The 19043-nt window shown below is 62.0% G+C and carries 21 protein-coding genes; 2 read left to right on the forward strand and 19 right to left on the reverse strand.

Features of this window, described 5'->3' with window-relative positions; translation table 11 throughout:
- Window positions 1-9: 9 nt before the first annotated feature.
- The 13 genes from ACRRNM_RS12345 to dapC all read right to left on the reverse strand — a co-directional run bounded on the left by ACRRNM_RS12345 (window position 10) and on the right by dapC (window position 11112).
- Window positions 10-393 (reverse strand): SirB2 family protein, encoded by a 384-nt coding sequence (locus tag ACRRNM_RS12345; protein WP_435628495.1) that lies wholly within the window; start codon window positions 391-393, stop codon window positions 10-12.
- Window positions 394-401: 8 nt separating this feature from the next.
- A complete protein-coding gene (locus tag ACRRNM_RS12350) occupies window positions 402-1691 on the reverse strand; it encodes a hypothetical protein (protein WP_435628496.1) in 1290 nt (429 codons plus the stop codon).
- On the reverse strand, window positions 1688-1903 hold the full coding sequence (locus tag ACRRNM_RS12355) for a DUF2249 domain-containing protein (RefSeq protein WP_435628497.1): 216 nt from the start codon (window positions 1901-1903) through the stop codon (window positions 1688-1690). Before ACRRNM_RS12355 ends, ACRRNM_RS12350 begins: the two co-directional genes overlap by 4 nt.
- Window positions 1904-1908: 5 nt before the next feature.
- Window positions 1909-2340: a hemerythrin domain-containing protein gene (locus ACRRNM_RS12360; RefSeq protein WP_435628498.1), complete on the reverse strand. Its 432-nt coding sequence runs from the start codon at window positions 2338-2340 to the stop codon at window positions 1909-1911.
- Between the two features lie 73 nt (window positions 2341-2413).
- Window positions 2414-3817 carry a hydroxysqualene dehydroxylase HpnE gene (gene hpnE, locus ACRRNM_RS12365; protein WP_435628499.1) on the reverse strand — a complete coding sequence of 468 codons (1404 nt, stop codon included), beginning with the start codon at window positions 3815-3817 and terminating at the stop codon, window positions 2414-2416.
- Window positions 3802-4635: a presqualene diphosphate synthase HpnD gene (hpnD, locus tag ACRRNM_RS12370; protein ID WP_435628500.1), complete on the reverse strand. Its 834-nt coding sequence runs from the start codon at window positions 4633-4635 to the stop codon at window positions 3802-3804. Before hpnD ends, hpnE begins: the two co-directional genes overlap by 16 nt.
- Before the next feature lies 1 nt (window position 4636).
- A complete protein-coding gene (gene hpnC, locus ACRRNM_RS12375; protein WP_435628501.1) occupies window positions 4637-5455 on the reverse strand; it encodes a squalene synthase HpnC in 819 nt (272 codons plus the stop codon).
- On the reverse strand, window positions 5455-6357 hold the full coding sequence (gene prmB, locus ACRRNM_RS12380; RefSeq protein WP_435628502.1) for a 50S ribosomal protein L3 N(5)-glutamine methyltransferase: 903 nt from the start codon (window positions 6355-6357) through the stop codon (window positions 5455-5457). The genes hpnC and prmB overlap by 1 nt, the downstream gene beginning before the upstream one ends.
- The gene (locus tag ACRRNM_RS12385) at window positions 6357-6485 is read right to left on the reverse strand and encodes a hypothetical protein (RefSeq protein WP_435628503.1); all 129 of its coding nucleotides are present in this window, start codon (window positions 6483-6485) and stop codon (window positions 6357-6359) included. The genes prmB and ACRRNM_RS12385 overlap by 1 nt, the downstream gene beginning before the upstream one ends.
- Window positions 6482-7612 (reverse strand): succinyl-diaminopimelate desuccinylase, encoded by a 1131-nt coding sequence (gene dapE, locus ACRRNM_RS12390; RefSeq protein WP_435628504.1) that lies wholly within the window; start codon window positions 7610-7612, stop codon window positions 6482-6484. Before dapE ends, ACRRNM_RS12385 begins: the two co-directional genes overlap by 4 nt.
- Window positions 7613-7635: 23 nt before the next feature.
- Window positions 7636-8802 carry a PilT/PilU family type 4a pilus ATPase gene (locus ACRRNM_RS12395; RefSeq protein ID WP_435628693.1) on the reverse strand — a complete coding sequence of 389 codons (1167 nt, stop codon included), beginning with the start codon at window positions 8800-8802 and terminating at the stop codon, window positions 7636-7638.
- Between the two features lie 211 nt (window positions 8803-9013).
- Entirely contained in the window at window positions 9014-9835 is an 822-nt protein-coding gene (gene dapD / locus ACRRNM_RS12400; protein WP_435628505.1) for a 2,3,4,5-tetrahydropyridine-2,6-dicarboxylate N-succinyltransferase, read from the reverse strand.
- Window positions 9836-9930: 95 nt separating this feature from the next.
- Window positions 9931-11112, reverse strand: a complete 1182-nt coding sequence (dapC, locus tag ACRRNM_RS12405) for a succinyldiaminopimelate transaminase (protein WP_435628506.1) — start codon at window positions 11110-11112, stop codon at window positions 9931-9933.
- An 82-nt stretch (window positions 11113-11194) separates the two neighbouring features.
- Here dapC and ACRRNM_RS12410 point away from each other — a divergent pair, with 82 nt between their 5' ends.
- Window positions 11195-12091, forward strand: a complete 897-nt coding sequence (locus ACRRNM_RS12410; RefSeq protein ID WP_435628507.1) for a DMT family transporter — start codon at window positions 11195-11197, stop codon at window positions 12089-12091.
- Window positions 12092-12139: 48 nt separating this feature from the next.
- Here the strand turns inward: ACRRNM_RS12410 and ACRRNM_RS12415 are convergent, their stop codons facing one another.
- From ACRRNM_RS12415 to ACRRNM_RS12430, 4 genes are all read right to left on the reverse strand, one after another.
- A complete protein-coding gene (locus ACRRNM_RS12415) occupies window positions 12140-12976 on the reverse strand; it encodes an HDOD domain-containing protein (protein WP_435628508.1) in 837 nt (278 codons plus the stop codon).
- A 202-nt stretch (window positions 12977-13178) separates the two neighbouring features.
- Entirely contained in the window at window positions 13179-13670 is a 492-nt protein-coding gene (locus ACRRNM_RS12420; protein WP_435628509.1) for a hypothetical protein, read from the reverse strand.
- Window positions 13671-14102: 432 nt separating this feature from the next.
- Window positions 14103-14906 (reverse strand): DUF3014 domain-containing protein, encoded by an 804-nt coding sequence (locus tag ACRRNM_RS12425; protein WP_435628510.1) that lies wholly within the window; start codon window positions 14904-14906, stop codon window positions 14103-14105.
- A gap of 177 nt (window positions 14907-15083) precedes the next feature.
- A complete protein-coding gene (locus ACRRNM_RS12430) occupies window positions 15084-16133 on the reverse strand; it encodes a class I fructose-bisphosphate aldolase (protein ID WP_435628511.1) in 1050 nt (349 codons plus the stop codon).
- Between the two features lie 112 nt (window positions 16134-16245).
- On the opposite strand from ACRRNM_RS12430, the gene purT reads away from it, so the two are divergent.
- Complete coding sequence (purT, locus tag ACRRNM_RS12435; protein ID WP_435628512.1) at window positions 16246-17466, forward strand: formate-dependent phosphoribosylglycinamide formyltransferase; 1221 nt, start codon at window positions 16246-16248, stop codon at window positions 17464-17466.
- Between the two features lie 117 nt (window positions 17467-17583).
- Here purT and ACRRNM_RS12440 read toward each other — a convergent pair whose 3' ends face one another.
- Both ACRRNM_RS12440 and ACRRNM_RS12445 read right to left on the reverse strand, forming a co-directional pair.
- Window positions 17584-17814, reverse strand: coding sequence for a hypothetical protein (locus ACRRNM_RS12440; protein ID WP_435628513.1), 231 nt, complete (start codon window positions 17812-17814; stop codon window positions 17584-17586).
- A 153-nt stretch (window positions 17815-17967) separates the two neighbouring features.
- Complete coding sequence (locus ACRRNM_RS12445) at window positions 17968-19002, reverse strand: NADP(H)-dependent aldo-keto reductase (protein ID WP_435628514.1); 1035 nt, start codon at window positions 19000-19002, stop codon at window positions 17968-17970.
- Between the last annotated feature and the right edge of the window lie 41 nt (window positions 19003-19043).

The raw sequence follows: 19043 nt of genomic DNA on the forward strand, positions 1-19043 counted from the left end.
TTGCGGTCCTTATTGAATAAACGGTAGGGGATTGTGGTTGCGGGCGACCAGCACGATGTAGGCGAACACCGCCATCGCGCCGAACCACGACACCATGCGCGCCGCCCTGGTCTTGCCGTGCTTGAGTGCGATGGTGCCGAGCAGGATGTACAGCACCAGGCCGAAGAACTTGGCGGTCAGCCATCCATCGACGAAGGGGTACTGGCCGATGGTGAAAGCCAGCATGAGCGCGCTGGCGAGCAGCGCCGTATCCACGGCATGCGGCACCACCTTGACCCAGCGCTGCCGCATGATGGGGGAACCGCGGAAGCTCCAGATGCCGCGCAGGAAGAACAGCGCGAAGCTGAGGCCGGCGCAGGAGACGTGGATATGTTTGAGCAGGAAGTAACTCATGGAGAATCTCAGGGCGAAGTTTGTTCGATTTTCAACAGGGTGCGCCGGTAAACGGCGATGCCGGTATAGACGCCGTAGCCCAGCAAAGCTCCCTGCAGCAGCAGGCCAAGCATCACCAGCCACCCCGCCGCATTCCACCAGGGTGCCAGCAGCGCCGCGAAGAGCGTTGCACCGTGCAGCCGCAGGTGGTGCCACATTCCGGATTCCGGGATGATCGCCTTCATGTTCGGCACGCCGGTTTTCAAGCCGCCACGGAACAGGTGGAACCAGACCAGGAAGGGGACGATCTTGTAGAGCATGCCCTGGATCAGGGATAGCGCGAAACCCAGCAGGAAGGCCAGGGCCGAGAGCGTGCGCAACTGCTCGGCGGCCGATGGGAACGCCAGCGCGGCCAGCGAAAACAGTGCGGCAGCCATGAGCGAGGCCATGCCCATGCGGAAGAAACTCAGGGGGGCGTCCGGGATATGGCGGCGGCGCTGGCTTTGCAGCCTGAGCGTGACGACGGCGAAGCTGCAGGCCAGCACCCAGAAGATGGTCTCCGCGGCGAATCCCGCCCATCTTGGCGTAGATTCCGGCAGCAGCAGCGCGAGGTTCAGCAGCAGGGTGGCGAAGATGGCGGGGGCCAGCCAGACTGTCATCCATTTCGGGTAATTCGGGGTGAGTTGGAACATCGGCACGACCTGGTATGACACGCCGATGGCCAGCAGCAGCACCCAGCCGCCCAGGGCCAGGCTGATATGGGCAGCTGACAGCTTCGCGTAGGGCAACGCCAGGCCGTTGGCGTAGCCCCTCGCGAGCAGCATGCCGAGCACGACGGCCCCCGCGAGTGAGAGGATGGCCAGCAGCAGGGCGGTTTTCGTCGCATTCTTCGCGGTGGCACGCGCCACGCTGGTCAGGCTTGCGGCGATGAACACCAAAAAGGCCAAGCCGAGCAGCGGCCAGGAAAGATCGAGCAACACCGGTTTGCCCAGCATGAAACCGGCGGACAGGAACAGCACGCCCGCTATCAGCGGCAGGAAGGTGAGCCATGCCACCCATCTGGAGGCGGGCATCGGGCTGCCGATCACCACCGGCAGCAATTGCTGGACGGCACCCATCATGACCATCGCCATGAATCCCAGGGTGATGTGATGCGTGGCGGCGATCTGTGCGGGGGAGCGCAGTTCCGCGATCGGATTGCCGTCGGCCATGGCCAGCAGCAGCGCGGCCAGCGCGAGAAAAGCCGGCGCCACGGCGAAGAAGCGCAGCGGCACGCTGATCGGCGGGGCCTGTTCGGCGCTGAGTGAGGCTATTTTCATGCGGTGCGGGTAATCAGGATCTTGAAGTCGCCGTTCCCGAGTGCGGTGGCTTGCCATGTGTAACCGGCATCGCGCAGCATTTCGTAGAGCGGAAAGGGTTCGCGGTGAATCAGCACTAGCAGGGTCTCGTTGGCGGAAAGCGTTTGCAGTGCGCGGGCGATGTTCTCGAAAGGCTCAGGCGGAGGCAGCCCGCGTACGTCAAGTTCCGGCATTATGGTCAGGCAGCCTGCATGCGGCCGAAGAGGGCCTCCCGCTCATTTGCCAGAATCTGATCCATGATCGGATAGAGAATATTCTCTTCCTTGTTGTTGTGCTGCTGCATCACCATCAGCAGGGTTTCCGAAAGGCCGGAATATTCCTGTCCCTCCTTGCGCTCTACCGCCGCGCCCATCTGCTTGAGGAGTTCCTTGATCTGCGCGTGCTCCATGAGCATGATATGCACCGGGCCGGAAGGGCCGCCGGAAGACGATAGCGCCGGGAAGAGCACCTCTTCTTCCATGCGGAAATGCCGCGCCATGTCATCGCGGAAGGCATTGAAGGCGGCTGTGGCATCATCCCAGTCGTCGGTGAGGGCAGCCGTTTCGGCAACGGCGAACTCGCCGTCACAGGCTTTATGGTCGGCGGTCATGAATTCCGCAATGGTTGTCATGTCAGACTCCTTTTAATAATAGTCGAGTATTACTGTCGCCTATTATAACAATAAAACACCTGCCGTCGACACCTCATCTAGAGCTGGAAATCAGGCCGGCGCAGCGCACGCCGCTCAGCACTGCGCCTTCCAGCGTGGCCGGGTAGTCTCCGGCGGTGTAGTCACCCGCCAGCAGCAGGCCGGGCAGGGCGGTCTGCGGCGGTGGGCGCTGCAGACTGGGCACGCAGGCGAAGGTGGCGCGTTTTTCGGCAATGACCCTGAACCATTCCGGCGTTTCCCCGATGTCGAATTCCTCGCGCAACTCCGCGATCACCTTCTGCGCCAGTTGTTCCTGGGGCAGTTCCTGATGGATGCCTTCCGCGCTGATCACGGCGGCGAGCAGGCCGTGCTGCCCGGCGATCCGGCCCTTGTCGAACAGCCACTGGCTGAAGCGCTGGTGCAGGCCGATCATCGGGTGAGGCAGGGCGACATGCGCCGGATAGCGCAGATAGACGGTATAGATCGGCTGGTGCTCCAGGCCTTCGATCTGCGCCACGGCGCTTTCGAGCCCCGCGAGCGGACGCAGCAGTTTTGCGGCAACTAGGGGCGGCGCTGCGCAGACCACGTGGCTGAACCGCTCCATCCCTTGCGCGGTGGCGAGTTCGATGCCATTTCCATGGGGAACGATCGCCTCCACGCCGCAGGAGGTAAGCACCCTGCCGCCGTGCCGTTCGACATAGCCTGCGGCGCGCTGTGGAAACAGCGCGCTGAAATCGACGCGCGGCAGCAGCATGTCGCTGTCGCTGCGTTTCCGGTTCAACGCGTCGCGCAGCACATTGAGCAGCACCTGTGCGGAAGCCTTGCGGATCGGCGTGTTCAGCGCGGCGATGCACAGCGGCTCCCAGAGTTTGAAGGTCAGGTCGGCGTCTTGGCCGTGCCGCGCGAGCAGCTCGGTCACCGTGGTGTCGTTGCCCTCTCCCCCAACCCCTCTCCCGTGAACGGGAGAGGGGAGCCTGAAGTTCATGCGGCGCAGCGCGAGCATGAAGCGTGCGGCTTTCAGGCGTTCGCTCAGCGACAGTCCTTGCGCGCCCAGCAGCGCGGTCATCAGGTGCAGCGGCGCGGGCAGGCGCGGCGCGCGCAAGGAAAATTCGCCGTGCAGGTCGAGCTGCAGCGGCAGGCGCAGGAAGTCCCGCTCGATGTCGCCGCCGACCAGTTCGATCAGGCGCAGGGTCTCGCGGTAGCAGCCGAGCAGTAGATGCTGGCCGTTGTCCAGTTGGGTATCTTGGTGCAACACGCCGCGCGCGCGCCCGCCGAGTTGCCTCGCGCTCTCGAATACGGTGACGGGAATGCCGCGCGCCGCGAGCGTTACCGCGGCCGCCATCCCGGCGTAGCCGCCGCCAATGATGGCCGGGTTAAGAAATTGCTTTTCACGATTGCTCCCTCTCCCGCTTGCGGGAGAGGGTTGGGGAGAGGGTATGCCTTTCAGTTCTTCAGCCATGCCTTGAAGGCGAGCCAGAGCTTATAGCCGGGGCCGAGCGAAACCCGCTCGCGCAGGACATGGCAGCCGCTTGCGACGACCTCGTCCAGCGTGGCGCGATAGATCGCCGCCATGATGAGGCCGGTGCGCTGCGCCTTGCGGTCTGCCGCAGGGAGGTGCTCGAGCGCCTGCCGGTAGTAGCGCTGCGCGCGCTCGACCTGGAAGGCCATCAGTTTGTGGAAGTTCTCCGTCTCGCGCGCGTTGAGGATGTCCGCCGCCGCCACGCCGAACTGTTGCAGCTCGTCCATCGGCAAATAGATGCGGTTGCGCCGCGCATCCTCGCCGACGTCGCGGATGATGTTGGTGAGCTGGAACGCGATGCCGAGGTCGTGCGCGTATTTCAGCGTCTGGCGGTCACGGTAGCCGAAGATTTCCGCCGAGAGCAGGCCGACCACCGATGCGACGCGGTAGCAATACAGTTGCAGCGACTTGAAATCCGGGTAGCGCGGCAGGTCGATGTCCATCTCCATGCCGTCGATGATCTCCAGCAGGAGCTCCTGCGCGAGGTTGAATTGCCGCACCACCGGAACCAGCGCCTGACAGACGGGATGCTGCGGGTGGCCCGCGTAGATTTCCGCCACCTCGCCGCGCCACCAGTTGAGCGTGGCGCGCGCGACATTGATGTCCGAGCATTCGTCTACGACATCGTCCACCTCGCGGCAGAAGGCATACAGCGCGGTAATGGCGCGGCGCTTGTGCGGCGGCAGGAACAGGAAGCTGTAGTAGAAGCTGGAGCCGCTCTTCGCGGCCTTGTCCTGGCAGTACTGATCGGGGGTCATATCAGAAGATAAACGGTGCGCTTTTCATCGCCATGATAAACCAGTCGTGCGGGCGCAGCACCGGGCGGCGGCGGAACATGTCGAAGCGCACACCTTTCAGCTTGTCGAGGATGCGCAGCCCACCCGCGATGATCATGCGCATCTCCATGCCGATGCGTCCGGTGAGGATGCTGCCGAGCGGCGCGCCCGAGATCATCATCGCGCGCGCACGCCTCGCCTGGAAATACATCAGCTCGCGCCAGGCGTCGTCGACGATGCCCTGCGCGATCTGCTCCTCGGTGATGCCGCACTTCGCCATCTCGTCCTGCGGCAGGTAGATGCGCCCGATGGCGTAATCCTTCGCGACGTCCTGCCAGAAGTTGATCAGTTGCAGGCTGGTGCAGATGGCATCCGAATACTTGATGTTGACCGGCGTGGCTTCCCCGTAGAGGTGCAGCAGCAGCAGGCCGACCGGGTTGGCCGAGCGGCGGCAGTAGTCGAGCAGCTCGTCGAAGTTCGCATAGCGCTTCTTCACCACGTCCTGCGAGAAGGCGTCGAGCAGGTCGTAGAACGGTTGAATCGGCAGCGCGTGTTCCTTGATCACTGCGGCGAGGTTCTGGAACAGCGGCGTGATGGGCGTCTCGCCCTCATCGATGCGCGCGAGTTCGGTGCGGAAGGCGTCGAGCTGCGCGAGCCGCTCCTCATCCGGCAGCTCGCCCTCGTCGGCGATGTCGTCCGCCGCGCGCGCGAAATGGTAGATCGCCGCCACCGGCTTGCGCAGCCGCCTGGGCATCAGGATGGATGCGACGGGAAAATTCTCGTAATGCTCGACGGACGACATCAGAGCAGGTCGTTCTTGTGCAGCATGAACACAAACTGGTCGCCTGCGCTGACGTCCAGCCAGGTGAACGGCAGGTCCGGGTAGGCGGCTTCGAGCGCTTCGCGGTTGTGGCCGATCTCGACCACGAGGATGCCGTTTTCGCTGAGGTGCCCGGCGGCCTGTTCGAGGATGATGCGCGCCGCATCCAGCCCGTCCTGGCCGCTGCCGAGCGCGAGCTTGGGCTCGTGCAGGTATTCCTGCGGCAGCGTGGCTACCGACGGGGCATCCACATAGGGCGGGTTGCTGATGATGAGGTCGTACTGCCTGCCGTTGAGTTTGGCGAACAGGTCGGATTCGACGAGGTGCACGCGGTCCTGCAGGCCGTAGTCGGCGACGTTGCGTTCGGCGACGGCCAGCGCGGCCGGCGACAGGTCTACCGCGTCGACGCTGGCATAGGGGAAGGCATGCGCGGCGAGGATGGCGAGGCAGCCGCTGCCGGTGCACAGGTCCAGCACGCTGCCGATTTCTTCCGGCTCGGTGATCCACGGCGCGAGCTGTTCGAGCAGCAGTTCGGCGATGAAGGAGCGCGGCACGATGACGCGTTCATCCACGTAGAAGCTGAAGTCGCCGAGGAAGGCCTCGTGCGTCAGATAGGCGGCCGGCACGCGCTGCTCGACGCGCTGCTGGATGATGTTCAGCACCTCGGCACGCTCCATGTCGGTCAGGCGCGCATCGAGAAACGGATCGAGCCGGTCCGGTGGCAGGTGCAGCGTGTGCAGGATCAGGTAGGCGGCCTCGTCGTAGGCGTTGCTGCTGCCGTGCCCGAAGAACAGCTTGGCCTGGTTGAAGCGGCTCACCGCGAAGCGCAGGAAGTCGCGCACCGTATGAAGATTTTGCGTCGCGCCGGAAAAATAGTTGCTCATCAGTCGCCTCCGCCTCCGCCCCCACCGCCGTCGCGGTTGTCGTGGGGAGACTTGCGCCGGTTCGCCCAGGCGATGGAAGCGATCCACAGCAGCGCGACAGCAAGCAGGATCAGGATGAGATATTTCATTCGGTAAGCAGTTTATGCAGGGTGAGGTAATAGATTTCAGAAAGCGCGTCGAGGTCGGCCACCGCCACGCATTCGTTGATCTTGTGGATGGTCGCGTTGAGCGGGCCGAGTTCGATCACCTGCGGGCAGATGTCGGCGATGAAGCGCCCGTCGGAAGTGCCACCGCTGGTGGAAAGCCTGGCATCGATCCCCTGCACCTGTTTGATCGCGGCAGCGGCCGCATCGACCAGGTTGCCGCGCGGCGTGAGGTAGGGTTTGGCTGACAGTTCCCAGCGCAGCTCGTATTCCAGGCCGTGTTTGTCGAGGATCGCGTGCACCCTGCTCTTCAGGCCCTCCACCGTGCTCGCGGTGGAGAAGCGGAAGTTGAACAGGATGTCCATCGTGCCGGGCACTACGTTGGTCGCACCCGTGCCGCCGCGGATGTTGGAGACCTGCCAGGAGGTCGGCGGAAAGTATTCGTTGCCCTCGTCCCACACCGTCGCGGCCAGTTCGGCGATCGCGGGCGCGGCGAGGTGGATGGGGTTTTTGACCAGGTGCGGATAGGCGATATGGCCCTGTACGCCCTTGACGGTGAGCGCGCCGGACAGCGAGCCGCGCCGCCCGTTCTTGATGGTGTCGCCCGAAGTTTTTTCCGAGGTCGGTTCGCCGACGATGCAGTAATCGATCGGCTCGTTGCGTTCCCGCAACGCCTCGACCACGCGCACCGTGCCGTCCACCGCCACGCCCTCCTCATCCGAAGTCAGCAGCACGGCGATGGAGCCGCGATGCTGCGGATGGGCGGCGACAAATTTTTCGATCGCGGTGACGAACGACGCCAGCGGCCCCTTCATGTCGGACGCGCCGCGCCCGTACAGCATGCCGTCGCGCACCTCCGGTGTGAACGGGTCGCTGTCCCAGCGCTCCACCGGCCCGGCCGGTACCACGTCGGTATGACCGGCGAAGCACACCAGCGGCCCGGCATCGCCGCGCCGCGCCCAGAGGTTATCCACCTCGCCGCAGCGCATTTTCTCGAGCCTGAAGCCGAGCGGCGCGAGGCGCGCACCGACGATGTCGATGCAGCCGTCATCCAGCGGCGTGAGGGAGCGGCGCGCGATGAGCTGTTGGGCGAGTTGCAGGGTTTCAGACATGAGATGAACGGCTGTGCGCCAGTTTATTTATTTTCATCCAGGTTGAGTTTGATGCCGCCGAAATCGGCCTGCGGCTTCGGTTTCGGCGCTTCCTGCTCCTGGCTGAATACCGGAACCTTCATGGTGTTGGTGCGCTCCGAGAAGTCGATCAGCGTGGAGAGGTTGCTCGCGGAGTCGGCGTTGCGCAGCGCCTCCTCCTTGGTGATCTGGCCGGTCTTGAACAGCTTGTAGAGCGCCTGCTCGAAGGTCTGCGAACCCGCGGAAACGCTCTTCTCGATGGCGTCGCGGATTTTTTCGATCTCGTCGTTCTTGATCAGGTCGGCGATCAGCGAGGTGTTGAGCAGGATTTCCACGGCGGGCATCTGCTTGCCCTGCACGTTGCGCACCAGGCGCTGCGAGACGACCGCGCGCAGGCACATCGACAGGTCGGACAGCACGCTCTGGCGCGAGTCGTAGGGGAAGAAATTCACGATGCGGTTCAGCGCGTGGTAGCTGTTGTTGGCGTGCAGCGTGGTCAGGCACAGGTGGCCGGTCTGCGCGAAGATCAGTGCCTGCCGCAGCGTCTCGCGGTCGCGCACCTCGCCGATCATCAGCACGTCCGGCGCCTCGCGCATGCCGCTGGACAGCGCATTGTCGTAGCTGAGGGTGTCGGTGCCGATCTCGCGCTGGTTCACGATGGATTTGCCGTGCCCGAAGATGTATTCGACCGGGTCCTCGATGGTCAGGATATGGCCGCTCCTGGTGGTGTTGCGGTGTTCGATCATTGCGGCAAGGGTGGTGGACTTGCCGGAACCAGTTGCGCCGACCACCAGCACCAGGCCGCGCTTTTCCATGATCAGCTCTTTCAGTACGGTGGGCAGGTGCAGGGTTTCCACATTGTCGATCTTGCCCTTGACGTGGCGGATCACGATGGCCATATCACCGCGCTGGCGGAAGACGTTGACGCGGAAGTTGCCGAGGCCGTCATAGCGGAACGAGAAGTTCATCTCCATCTTCGCTTCGAACTCGGCGATCTGCTTCGGCGACATCATCTCGTAGGCGATGCGCTTGATGATCTCGGCGTCCAGGTTTTGCGCATTGACCGGCATCGCGATGCCCTCGATCTTGATGTTGACCGGCGCGCCCACCGAGAAGAACAGGTCTGAGGCCTGCTTGTCGACGGCCAGTTGCAGCAATGGTGTAACGATCATCATGCGCTCCTTAAAACCAAAATTGCGTTGCCATACTGCGTTGTGCTCCCAAAATCTTGCTTGCATATTGCCACATATGCGGCGCTGCGATTTTGGTCGCACGCCTTGTCTGGCTTATAACCGGCCACTTGGCCACCGTTTTGTGTTGGCCTAGTGGAATGGCTAGTAGTTCACCAGAAATTTTGACTTTCAGGAGCGCCTGAACAGATTGCTAAATCCCGCGCAGCAACTCATTGATGCCCACCTTGCCGCGTGTCTTCTCATCCACCTTCTTCACGATCACCGCGCAGTACAGGCTGTAGCTGCCGTCCTTGGAAGGCAGGCTGCCGCTGACCACCACCGAGCCGGCCGGGACGCGGCCGTAGCTCACCTCGCCGGTTTCGCGGTCGTAGATCTTGGTGCTCTGGCCGATGAACACGCCCATCGAGATCACGCTGTTGTCCTCCACGATCACGCCCTCCACGATCTCCGAGCGCGCGCCGATGAAGCAGTTGTCGCCGATGATGGTGGGGTTGGCCTGGATCGGCTCCAGCACGCCGCCGATGCCCACGCCGCCGGAGAGGTGCACGTTCTTGCCAATCTGCGCGCACGAGCCGACCGTCGCCCAGGTGTCCACCATCGTGCCTTCGTCGACATAGGCGCCGATGTTCACGTAGGAGGGCATGAGCACCACGTTCTTCGCGATGAACGCGCCTTTGCGCGCCGCAGCAGGAGGCACCACGCGGAAGCCACCCTCGCGGAAATCGCGGCTGTTGTAGTCGGCGAACTTGGACGGCACCTTGTCGTAGTAGTTGGTGAAGCCGCCCTTGATGAAGGAATTGTCCTCCATGCGGAACGACAGCAGCACGGCCTTCTTCAGCCACTGGTGCGTCACCCACTGCCCGTCGATCTTCTCGGCGACGCGCAGCTTGCCCTGGTCGAGCCGCGTGATGACGGTGTCGACCGCCTCCTTGAGTTGCGCATCGGCGTTGTGCGGGTTGATCTCCGCGCGGCGTTCAAAGCCCTGTTCGATGATTTGCTGCAATTGATCCATGACGATTTCCTAGAACAAAGTTGGTAGACGTTAGTCGTTAGCTGTCAGTTGGTGTTGTCCGCTATGCGGGTTGTGCTTTAACTGGCGACTAACGTCTAACGACTGAAGTTAACTATTCTCAGCGCCGCCTCCACCGTCTCTTCCGTATTCGCGACCAGCGCGAGGCGCACGAAGTTCTGGCCGGGGTTCACGCCCTGCGCGGTGCGCGCGAGGTAGCTGCCCGGCAGCACGGTCACATTATAGTCGCGATAGAGTTGTTGCGCGAAGGCGGTGTCGGCGATCGGCGTGCGCACCCACAGGTAAAAGCCGGCATCCGGCATGGCGACCGGCAGCGCCGGCTTGAGTATCTCCAGCACCCTGTCGAATTTTTCCGCGTACAGGCGGCGGTTTTCCGCGACATGCGCCTCGTCGTTCCATGCGGCGATACTCGCGGCCTGGATCGCCGGGTTCATCGCCGAGCCGTGGTAGGTGCGGTATAGCGTGAATTTCGCGATCACCGCCGCGTCGCCCGCGACGAAGCCGGAGCGCATCCCCGGCACGTTGGAGCGCTTCGACAGGCTGGAGAACACCACGAGGTTGCGGTAGTCGTTGCGCCCGAGTTGCTGCGCGGCCTGAAGCGCGCCGAGCGGCGGTTCATCAAAATAGATTTCCGAATAGCACTCATCCGAGGCGATCACGAAGCCGTAGCGGTCCGACATCTCGAACAGGGTCTGCCATTCGGTGAGCGGCATCACGCGCCCGGTCGGGTTGCCCGGCGAGCAGACGTAGATCAGTTGCGTGCGCTGCCAGACTTCTTCCGGTAGTTGCGCGAAGTTCAGCGCATAGTTGTCTTCGGGCAGGGTGTTGAGGAAATAGGGTGTTGCACCCGCCAGCAATGCTGCGCCCTCGTAGATCTGGTAGAACGGGTTGGGGCAGACCACCACCGGGTCGTTTTTGCTGCGGTCGATCATCGTCTGGGCGAAGGCGAACAAGGCCTCGCGGCTGCCGTTCACCGGCAGGACCTGGGTCTTTGCATCGGGTGCCGGAATGCCGTAGCGCGCCGCCAGCCAGTTCGCGATGGCATGGCGCAGCGCGTCGCTGCCTGCAGTTGTGGGATAATTCGCCAGCCCGTCGAGGTTGGCGGTCAGCGCATCCTTGATGAACTGCGGCGTGGCATGTTTCGGTTCGCCGATGGACAGGCTGATCGCGCGGTAGTCCGGATTCGGCTGAACTTCGCGGAACAGCGCGGCGAGTTTCTGGAACGGATAGGGCTGCAGCCGGTTCAGGTCGGGATTCATTTATTGCTGGCCTTGGTGAAATTCATGATGCCGCTGCCGGAATGACGGAATTTGAAGTCTTTCAATTATAAAGGCGTAACGAGTGCCATCAAAACAAAATCTACTGCCGGTTGCAGGCGTGCTGAGCGGCTCGCTGGTGTGGGGGCTGGTCTGGTACCCCTACCGCCTCCTGGAGAATGCCGGCGTGCCCGGTGCGCTGGCGACGCTGCTCACCTATCTGCTTGCGATAGTGTGCGGCGCGTTCATGCTGCCGCGCGTGTGGCGCGAGCTGCGCCTGCCCGGGAAGAACGGGGCAGGGTTGTGGGTGCTGCTGCTCGCGTTGAGCGTGGGCTGGACGAATCTCGGCTATGTGCTGGCGGTGCTGCACGGCGAAGTGATGCGCGTGCTGCTGCTGTTCTACCTCGCGCCGCTCTGGACGATCCTGCTCTCCTACTGGATGCTCGGCGAGCGGCTCAACCATTACGGTTACATCGTCATCGCGCTGTCGCTTGGCGGCGCGTTCGTCATGCTGTGGGAGCCGCAGTCCGGCCTGCCGCTGCCGGCCAACACGGCAGAGTGGCTCGGCCTCTCGGCGGGCATGGCCTTCGCCTTGTCCAACGTCGTGTCGCGGCGCGCCACGCACCTCAGCGTCGAGGCGAAATCCTGCAGCGTGTGGCTCGGCACGGCGCTGCTGACCGCGCCGCTGCTGTGGTGGCAGGGCGGCTTCCAGGAGCGCCTGCTGGCGATCGACGCGCAGGGCTGGCTGCTGCTCGCGCTGCTCGGCGCCGTGCTGTGCGCCGTCAGCTTCACCGTGCAATACGGCATCACCCACATGCCGGCCAACCGCGCCATCGTTCTGTTCCTCTCCGAACTGGTGGTCGCCGCCGTAGCGTCGTACTTCCTTGCCGGCGAGGCGATGGAGCTGCGCGACTGGATCGGCGCGACGCTCATCGTCTCGGCCAGCCTGCTGTCGGGCAGGCTGTGCGCAGAATCGAAGTAGGGGGCTTGCGGGCTGTCGATGCCTTGAAAGGCGAGCAGGGAAGGTGTTTCAGGCCAGGAATTTTTCGGAAATTTCTTCGTAGTACGCCTGCTCGCTTTCGGGATGAATCCCGAGTTCTGCCAGCACATCGTCGCGTATCTTCCACCAGAGCTGATGGTCGGTGCGGCCGATGCGGTGGTAGAAATGGATCGCCAGCTGCAATATCGCCACCAGGGTGCGCACCGCACCGAGCTCCTCGTGCGGCATCTCGTGGTGGTACAGGATCGCCTTGCAGATGAAGTCCGGCAGCTTCCAGTGGTGCGCCACCAGATAGCCGATGCTGCAATGGTCGGCATTGAAATGCGCATCTTCCTCGCTGAGGCTCGGCCAGCAGGTGGCCTTGTCCAGGCGCAGCTTACCGCAGTAATCGGGAAAGCGCTGCATCAGCACCGGCACGCCGCACTCGTGGAAAATCCCCGCCATGTAAGCCTGCTCGGGAAAGATGTTGCACACCGAGACGCGGTCCGCCGCGATCAGCGCCGCAATCTGCGCCACTTCCTGCGAGCGTGTCCAGAAGATGTCGAAGGATTTGCGCGTCGTGCCGGAGATGCTGGTGGAAAGCGCGACGGCCTGCACCAGGTTGCAGGTCTGCTTGATGCCGATCGTCATCAGCACCTGCTCGATTGAGTCGAATTTCTTGCCGTTGCTGAATGCCGGCGAGCGCGCCGCCTTGAACAGCATGGCGGTAATGCCCGGGTCGCTGGAGATGATGCGCGCCAGATCGCCCATGCTGTAGTTGTCCGAGGCGAGCTTCTTCTGCAGATCGAGCAGAACCTTGGGTTGCGGCGGAAGCTTGATGCCCTTGGCTACAAGTTCCTTTATGGCTTTTTCGGCATCGACTTGCATGGTTCCTGACCAGTAATGCTTTTATTCGTAGGGCCATTATACCGGTCAATGAGGGTAAGGGCAGGCTCGCTTCCGGTGCTCATCAGGGGGCGCTGATTGATGGAGAATAATCGAGCCTGACCCCTTTATTCAGGCTGCTACCTGCGGCCAATCGCTTGCATGTTGATTCGGCATTCAAGAAGGAATGCGAAGCTGATCCTGGTTAACATTTTTGCAAGCTTGGTAAAGGGTGTCCACCTATTTCACAAGGTAGAGATGTAACCCACTCATCAAACCCCACATCTCTATCAAAAGTTAGAGGAATTCTTAGGGCTTTTTCATTTTCGTCATAAAGCAATGAGATGCCAGGAGCGTTTTGTGCAGAATTTCTTGAAATCAGACTAACGCCTTTTTCATATTTTCCGCAGTAATAAGAATAGGAACTGATATTGCTGCGATGCATTTTTTTCGTGCCTAAAATGGTTGTAACCTCAACCGCATCAGGCAATAGAGTTACCTTGTAGCCGATGGATACAATGATTAATTGGTATAGAGAAAAAATAACCACGATAAAACCGAATATCATTCCCCAAGACTTGTAACTGTCCGGGTGTTGTATGAGTGCTTGTGCAAATACTCCAAAAAATATGAAGCAAATCGCCCAACATAAAAATTGCTGACTTCCTCTCGGTTTGTAAACTCTCGGGTATGTCATTTTGAATATTTTCGGGAGAGGCCTAACGTGGAGCTAAGGGGCCGCGCGCTTTTGCGCGGTCCCGCTTGAGTGCAGGGTTAGATTTCGCAGTTGCCTATACGACTGAATTGCCATGAAGAATGAGGCACAGGCGAGGAGAAATGGAATAGCTGCAGCGCCTTTATTTCCAAGGGCGAGACAAGCGGGGACGATAACAAGGGCAACTTTGGAACCAGAAAAATCGCAACCGATGGATGTAAAGACCCGGAACGAAAGCCAATAGGAGAGGATAGCAACCGTCAAAAAAAGAAGGATAGGCGCGACTCGCTTTTGTTGAAGCCGCTGTTTTCTGAGTTTGCTTGTTCGCTTGTCCATTCCGTTTCCGTAAGATGGTAGGCAGAGAAATCTAACGTAAAGTAGACACCCTAAAATTCACCGACAAAGGCGAGCCGCTCACTTGCCTTTCTCCATCCTGCGCTCCCGCATGTGCAGCTTCAGTTCCTCCCTGATTTCGCGCAGCTTGGCCTTCATGATCGCCTCGTTTTTGCTGCCGATGCGCATGAGGATGCGCTGGCCGATGGAGCGGGCTTCGAGGTCGGGGTCGGCGTACTTGTAGTAAACGCTGGGCTGGATCAGCGCGACCGGCTCCTTGATGTTTGGCGCGGCGAGCAGGTCGTCGATGGCGACGATGAGGCGGTCGTTGAAGTATTTCTTCGGGTAGCCCAGCTCCTCGTAGGCCTCCTGGAACAGAGGGTAGAGGCGCACATACAGCCCGACCAGTTTCTTCGCGTCGATCGCCTCGGCGACCTTCATGTAGGGCGCGTAGCGCGCCGCGTTCTTCGGGCTGATGGTCAGGCCGTTTTCCTTGCCCTCGGTAACGAGCCAGCCTTCCGCGCGCTCGATGGGCATCACGTTCATCGGTGCGCGCCTCTGCGGCAGGTTGTCGATGGTGGCGACGATGTTGCGGATGATGCGGTCGGTGCGGAAGACCTTCATCAGCGACTTGTTGCCGACCAGCCCGGCGAGGGCGTCGAGCACGAACTTGTCGCTCTCGCCGAGTGTGGGCAGCGGGGGCGGTACGGGAGGCGCCTCGATCACCTGGCGCACTTCTGGCTTGGGCGGCGGGGGAGGCGGTGCCTGCACCTGCATCGGCGGGGGCGGGGGAGGTGGGGCGGGCTTGAAGAGGAAATAGGCGGCGATGCCGCCGACGATGACGACTGCCGCAACAATAATGGCAACTGCGGTGTTCTTTTTCATGGTTCAGCCTCCTCGTTGAGTTACGGAGCCTTCGGGAATTCCGGCCCGTCATTCCGGCGAAGGCCGGAATCCAGTGTCCTGGTTGCGGTACAACCTGAAGGTTGTGCCTTTACTGAAATTTCATTTTCGATAAGCTGGACACCGGCCTTCGCCGGTGCGACGAATCCATAAGGCCTGTTATGCCACCGTCACTTCCTTCGATGCATACACATCCTGGATCGCATTCAATAGTGTCACGCCGTCCTGCATCGGCTTCTGGAACGCCTTGCGCCCCGAAATCAGTCCCATGCCGCCCGCGCGCTTGTTGATGACCGCGGTGCGCACCGCTTGCTGCAGGTCGTTCTTGCCCGACTCGCCGCCGGAGTTGATCAGGCCGGCGCGCCCCATGTAGCAGTTCGCGACCTGGTAGCGCACCAGGTCGATCGGGTGGTCGGTGGTCAGTTCGCTGTACACCTTGGGGCTGGTCTTGCCGAACTTGATCGCGTTGTAGCCGCCGTTGTTCTCGGCCATCTTCTGCTTGATGATGTCGGCGTTGATCGTCACGCCGAGGTGGTTGGCCTGGCCGGTGAGATCGGCGGCGACATGGTAATCCTTGTCGGCGGTCTTGAACGCCGGGTTGCGCAGGTAGGCCCAGAGGATCGTCGCCATGCCGAGCTCGTGCGCGCGCTCGAAGGCATCGGAGATTTCCTGGATCTGGCGGCGTGATTCGGGTGAGCCGTAGAAAATCGTCGCGCCGACCGCCACCGCGCCCATGTCGAAGGCCTGCTCGACGCTCGCGAACAGCGTCTGGTCGAACTCGTTGGGGTAGGTGAGCAGTTCGTTGTGGTTGATCTTCACGATGAACGGAATCTTGTGCGCGTATTTGCGCGCGACCGAGCCGAGCACGCCGAGCGTCGAGGCCACGCCGTTGCAGCCGCCCTCGATGGCGAGTTTGACGATGTTCTCGGGGTCGAAATAGATCGGGTTGGGCGCGAACGACGCGCCGCCGGAATGTTCCACGCCCTGATCCACCGGCAGCAGCGACAGGTAGCCGGTGTTCGCGAGCCGCCCGGTGCCGTAGAGCGCCTGCAGGCTGCGCAGCACACCGGGCTTGCGGTCCTTCATCGCGACCACGCGGTCCACGTAATCCGGCCCCGGCAGGTGCAGCGCTTCCTTCCTGATGCCGGTGCAGCGATAGCCCAGCAAATGCTCTGCTTCTTCACCCAGTAATTGCACGATGTTCGTCATGGTCTCGCTCCTTATGGTGGGACACTTCTCGGAGAAACACTGGAAAGCTCGCCCGGCTATCTTACTCCTCTGTGTATAATTTTGCGCATTTCAAACACCAGTCACGGACAGCATGACCACCCCAATCAAACCGCTCATCTTCGGCACCCCGCTCACCCCTTCCGCGATCCGCGTCATGCTGCTCGGCAGCGGCGAGCTCGGCAAGGAAGTCATCATCGCGCTGCAGCGCCTCGGCGTGGAGGCCATCGCCGTGGATCGCTACGCCGATTCGCCCGGCCAGCAGGTGGCGCACCATGCGCGCGTCATCAACATGATGGACGGGGCGCAACTGCGCGCGCTGATCGAAAAGGAGAAGCCGCACCTCGTCGTGCCGGAGATCGAGGCGATCGCCACCGACACACTGGTCGAGATCGAGCGCGAAGGGCTGGCGCGCGTCATCCCGACCGCGCGCGCCGCCAGGCTCACGATGAACCGCGAGGGCATCCGCCGCCTCGTCGCCGAGACCTTGAAGCTGCCGGTCTCACCTTATCGTTTTGCTAACAGCCTGGAGGAGCTGCGCGCCGCGATCGCGGAGATCGGCTACCCGTGTTTCGTCAAGCCGCTGATGTCGTCCTCTGGCAAGGGGCAGTCGAAAGTGGATAGTGCGGCGGATATCGAGGCCGCGTGGAACTACGCCGCCAGCGGCTCGCGTGTCACGCAGGATCGCGTGATCGTCGAGGGCATGATTGCCTTCGACTACGAGATCACCCAGCTCACGGTGCGCGCGATGGGCAGTAACGGTGAGGTCGAGACGCATTTTTGCGAACCCATCGGGCACTTGCAGGTGCACGGTGATTACGTCGAAAGCTGGCAGCCGCAGGCCATGTCGCCGCTCGCCCTGCAACGCGCGCGCGACATTGCAAAGAAGGTCACCGACGCCCTCGGCGGTCTCGGCATCTTCGGCGTCGAATTATTCATCAAGGGCGACGAGGTCTGGTTCAGCGAAGTCAGCCCGCGCCCGCACGACACCGGCATGGTCACGATGTGCAGCCAGCGCTTCAGCGAGTTCGAACTCCACGCGCGCGCCATCCTCGGCCTGCCGGTGGATGTGAGCCTCAAGGCACCGGGCGCCTCGGCGGTGATCTACGGGCAACTGGAGGAGCAGGGCATCGCCTTCGCGGGCGTGGAAGAAGCCCTGCGCGTGCCGCAATCGGATATCCGTTTGTTCGGCAAGCCGGAATCCTTCGCACGCCGCCGCATGGGCGTGGCGCTGGCGAACGGCAGGGATACCGGCGAGGCGCGGGAGCGCGCGAAGCTCGCGGCGGGAAAGGTGAAGCCGGTCAGGGGAGGCTAAGGTGTGGTGAGGTGTCGAACCACAACGGATGTGGCGCGCACTCCATTCATGCTTCGATACCTCAGCATGAACGGAGTGTATTGTTTTGCGTAACCGTAATTGCTCTGCGCTGCCTGCCTACGGAGCCCCGCCGCAGTCATAGATACCCGCCTTGGTGCGTTCCATTTCTTCCTTCATGCTGTAATGGTGCCCCGCCGCGCCAGCCGCGATGACGGCCGGGCTGGGATGCCCCTCGTATTCCAGCAGTGACTTGATGGCGCCGTTGATATCGTTTATCGGCGGCACTTCGAGCAACGCCAGGCGATCGTAGACGTCCTGGTCAATCGTGACTTGTACTTGGTTTGACATGATAGCCTCCTTGGGAATGTGGATAGACACGAGCAAAGTCTAGTCCGAACATCGGGGCATTTATATAGGGCCTATTACCTACCGTTGAACCGGAAGGCGTAGCCCATCGTAATGAGGTTTTGCCGGGTCGAAGCGCCGGGCAGGCGCTTCCCGTCACGGCGCCGGATTCGGGAAAACCTTATGCACCGCCTCGATCTTCTCCAGCACTTCCGCCGTCAGTGCCACCTCCGCGCTGTCCAGATTTTCCTGCAGCTGCCGCACGCTGGTCGCGCCGAGGATCACGCTGGTGGCGAACCAGCGCGTGCGCGCGTAGGCGAGCGCCATCTGTGCCGGGCTGAGCCCCGCTTCGTTCGCGATGCGCACATATTCCTTCGTGGCGGCAGGCACGTTGGGCTTGTGGTAGCGCTGGCCGAAGCCGGGAAATAAGGTAACGCGCCCTTTTTCCTGCGGATCGGCGAGGTACTTGCCGGTAAGCCAGCCGAACGCCAGCGGGCTGTAGGCGAGCAGGCCGACGTTCGTATGGCGGCAGACTTCGGTGAGGCCGCTCTCGAAGGTGCGGTTCATCAGATGGTAGGCGTTCTGTATTGAAATAATTTTCGGCAGGCCGAGTTGCCCGGCGCAGCGCAGGAATTCCATCACGCCCCACGGCGTCTCGTTGGACAGTCCGATGTGGCGCACCTTGCCGGCCTTGACCAGATCGTCCAGCGCCTGCAACTGCTCGGCGATCGGCACGCTGTCGCGCTCCTGCGCCGCATCGTAACTGGTTGCGCCGAACATCGGTACGTAGCGATCCGGCCAGTGGATTTGATACAAGTCTACGTAGTCGGTCTGCAAACGGCGCAGGCTGCCGTCGATCGCTGCGTTGATCTGCGCGCGGTCGATGCGCGGGCCGCCGCGTATCCACGAAAAACCGCGCGCCGGCCCGGCGATCTTGCTCGCGACGACCAATTGGTCGCGCCGCTGGCGCTTGAGCCAGGTGCCGAGGTAGCTCTCGGTGCGGCCTGCCGTTTCGGCGCGCGGTGCGACGGGGTACATCTCGGCGGTATCGATGAAATTCACGCCATGCGCCACCGCGAGGTCGAGCTGCGCGTGCGCCTCGACCTCGCTGTTCTGCTCGCCGAAGGTCATCGTGCCGAGACTCAATGTCGACACCATCAGGTTGCTGTTGCCAAGTTTGCGGTATTCCATATCCGGTCCGGAAAAATAGTAGGTCGGGTTTCAATCCGACA

Source organism: Ferrigenium straubiae (genome assembly GCF_051257895.1).
Lineage (GTDB): Bacteria > Pseudomonadota > Gammaproteobacteria > Burkholderiales > Gallionellaceae > Gallionella > Gallionella straubiae.

What these genes read in the sequence shown, in the direction of transcription:
- purT (WP_435628512.1), top strand. Translation starts at nt 16,246, where the DNA reads ATGACCACCCCAATCAAACCGCTCATCTTCGGCACCCCGCTCACCCCT.
- ACRRNM_RS12355 (WP_435628497.1), bottom strand. Translation starts at nt 1,903, where the DNA reads ATGCCGGAACTTGACGTACGCGGGCTGCCTCCGCCTGAGCCTTTCGAG.
- dapE (WP_435628504.1), bottom strand. Translation starts at nt 7,612, where the DNA reads ATGTCTGAAACCCTGCAACTCGCCCAACAGCTCATCGCGCGCCGCTCC.
- ACRRNM_RS12360 (WP_435628498.1), bottom strand. Translation starts at nt 2,340, where the DNA reads ATGACAACCATTGCGGAATTCATGACCGCCGACCATAAAGCCTGTGAC.
- dapD (WP_435628505.1), bottom strand. Translation starts at nt 9,835, where the DNA reads ATGGATCAATTGCAGCAAATCATCGAACAGGGCTTTGAACGCCGCGCG.
- hpnE (WP_435628499.1), bottom strand. Translation starts at nt 3,817, where the DNA reads ATGGCTGAAGAACTGAAAGGCATACCCTCTCCCCAACCCTCTCCCGCA.
- ACRRNM_RS12440 (WP_435628513.1), bottom strand. Translation starts at nt 17,814, where the DNA reads ATGTCAAACCAAGTACAAGTCACGATTGACCAGGACGTCTACGATCGC.
- ACRRNM_RS12415 (WP_435628508.1), bottom strand. Translation starts at nt 12,976, where the DNA reads ATGCAAGTCGATGCCGAAAAAGCCATAAAGGAACTTGTAGCCAAGGGC.
- hpnD (WP_435628500.1), bottom strand. Translation starts at nt 4,635, where the DNA reads ATGACCCCCGATCAGTACTGCCAGGACAAGGCCGCGAAGAGCGGCTCC.
- ACRRNM_RS12430 (WP_435628511.1), bottom strand. Translation starts at nt 16,133, where the DNA reads ATGACGAACATCGTGCAATTACTGGGTGAAGAAGCAGAGCATTTGCTG.
- dapC (WP_435628506.1), bottom strand. Translation starts at nt 11,112, where the DNA reads ATGAATCCCGACCTGAACCGGCTGCAGCCCTATCCGTTCCAGAAACTC.
- ACRRNM_RS12425 (WP_435628510.1), bottom strand. Translation starts at nt 14,906, where the DNA reads ATGAAAAAGAACACCGCAGTTGCCATTATTGTTGCGGCAGTCGTCATC.
- hpnC (WP_435628501.1), bottom strand. Translation starts at nt 5,455, where the DNA reads ATGTCGTCCGTCGAGCATTACGAGAATTTTCCCGTCGCATCCATCCTG.
- ACRRNM_RS12395 (WP_435628693.1), bottom strand. Translation starts at nt 8,802, where the DNA reads ATGATCGTTACACCATTGCTGCAACTGGCCGTCGACAAGCAGGCCTCA.
- ACRRNM_RS12345 (WP_435628495.1), bottom strand. Translation starts at nt 393, where the DNA reads ATGAGTTACTTCCTGCTCAAACATATCCACGTCTCCTGCGCCGGCCTC.
- prmB (WP_435628502.1), bottom strand. Translation starts at nt 6,357, where the DNA reads ATGAGCAACTATTTTTCCGGCGCGACGCAAAATCTTCATACGGTGCGC.
- ACRRNM_RS12350 (WP_435628496.1), bottom strand. Translation starts at nt 1,691, where the DNA reads ATGAAAATAGCCTCACTCAGCGCCGAACAGGCCCCGCCGATCAGCGTG.
- ACRRNM_RS12420 (WP_435628509.1), bottom strand. Translation starts at nt 13,670, where the DNA reads ATGACATACCCGAGAGTTTACAAACCGAGAGGAAGTCAGCAATTTTTA.
- ACRRNM_RS12445 (WP_435628514.1), bottom strand. Translation starts at nt 19,002, where the DNA reads ATGGAATACCGCAAACTTGGCAACAGCAACCTGATGGTGTCGACATTG.
- ACRRNM_RS12385 (WP_435628503.1), bottom strand. Translation starts at nt 6,485, where the DNA reads ATGAAATATCTCATCCTGATCCTGCTTGCTGTCGCGCTGCTGTGGATC.